We start from the raw sequence: 1,474 nt of genomic DNA, 5'->3' as shown, positions 1-1,474 counted from the left end.
GTCCACGCAATAGCTTGTGAAGCTGCAAGTCGTAGTGCTTGTGACTGGCGACGGGACGTTTCTTGGATGTCTGAAAGGACATCAAAAGTCCACTCTTCAGGAAGACCACCAGTGCCAAATGGTAGCATCGCCTTGAACACATCCTTTGAACCTTCGCGCTTCTGTGCAAAGTATTGCTTCATCGTGCGTTGGACAATCGATTTCCTCTCCTCCTGCTTCTTCACGTTCGCAGTCCCGATCAATACACAGACTGCAGCCACATCAGCTCTTGAACCTTCCAGGAACTGCCCTCCATTCTGCGCACTCTTGTTGATTGCATCAACCAACTTGCACTTCGTCCCAAACGCAGCTGCGATCACTGGATCTTGTATCATCTTCGTCAGACTATCTCTTGAGAACACTGCACCAGACAATGGTGTCAAGATGTCATGGTTCTTCTCGCATGCCACCTTGGTGAACTTCTCAAGAATGTACAGACCAACAATTGTTGCCTGCTTGATCGTTAACAGCAGTACGTTGCCAGCGGCAAGCTTAGGCTGTGAGGTTGGAGCACTAGTTGACTTGAAGGTTGACACAACAATCGCTCCAGCAGTGGCATAATTCACACCATCCTTGATCGATGTCCACTTCGCCTCAATCTCAGCTCGACGTTTTGTGTTGTTAGCTGTGGCTTGATCAGTCAAGATGCCATCAGCTGCAATCTTCTCAAAGTCAATTGCATTCAGCCCTGCAATCTGTGCAGGAGTCACAACTTCAGTGATGCGTAGTCTCCAGTTGATGTCTGCATTCTTGCCCTTCTTGACACTACGGGTCTCAGGGCCGATGTTGTAGATGATCCTGCGCATCACATCAAGTGCCTTATACGAGTCATTCCAAGTGTAATCATCCAGGATGCTCGGCAAGATCTTGGCGACTTCAGCAATCAAATCAGGCACATCTAGCCTGGCACCACTAATCTCACCAGCAAGATCGGACAACTTGACAAACTGGATGACTGCATCTTTCACCAAGTTAGTCTTGCAGAGAGCCGCTGCTGAATCAGCCTGAGCGTCAATGACCTCCAAGATCTTCCTCTTTGCCTCAGCATCCTCTGGCAGTGCCAGATCAGCATGGCCCGTGTAGATCTTGACATTCTCCATCTTTCAGAAGATAATATAAAGAGTGTGCAACTTCTGGAATCCTTTCAATGTGAAATAAATCAATCAATTTAACCTTCAAAGTATTGTAATCAACGAACTTGATAGTCAGGCTGTCCTGTATGCCCAGATTCTCGGGTGTTAATGCAACAATGTCTCCAACTTCTGTCTTGGCTGGCTTCGGGAATGCAATTCCACAATCGCAGATTGTTTGCTCCGCTACAAGTGTCCTTGTTTTAGTGTTGGATATTGTTATAAGATACTCTCCCTGAGTCTCTGATTTTCCGTATTCGATTTTGACAACGTAGTACATCTACTTCAATAGTCCTCTGCTTGCT

2 protein-coding genes are annotated in these 1,474 nt (G+C 46.8%); both read right to left on the bottom strand.

Annotated elements, in window-relative coordinates; all coding sequences use genetic code 11:
• A partial coding sequence (locus tag ACO0LB_RS20420; protein ID WP_423052514.1) for a hypothetical protein occupies positions 1-1,139 on the bottom strand: 1,139 nt, incomplete at its 3' end.
• Positions 1,105-1,449, bottom strand: a complete 345-nt coding sequence (locus tag ACO0LB_RS20415) for a hypothetical protein (RefSeq protein ID WP_423052512.1) — start codon at positions 1,447-1,449, stop codon at positions 1,105-1,107. The genes ACO0LB_RS20420 and ACO0LB_RS20415, both read right to left, overlap by 35 nt.
• Positions 1,450-1,474 lie beyond the last annotated feature (25 nt).

Source organism: Undibacterium sp. SXout7W, from assembly GCF_049339385.1.
In the GTDB taxonomy this organism is placed as follows: domain Bacteria; phylum Pseudomonadota; class Gammaproteobacteria; order Burkholderiales; family Burkholderiaceae_D; genus Undibacterium.
The sequence above is the reverse complement of the archived record's forward strand: the minus strand, read 5'-3'. Positions and strand labels throughout refer to the sequence as shown.

Coding starts and splice junctions, on each gene's coding strand:
- ACO0LB_RS20415 (WP_423052512.1), bottom strand. CDS start 1,449: ATGTACTACGTTGTCAAAATCGAATACGGAAAATCAGAGACTCAGGGA.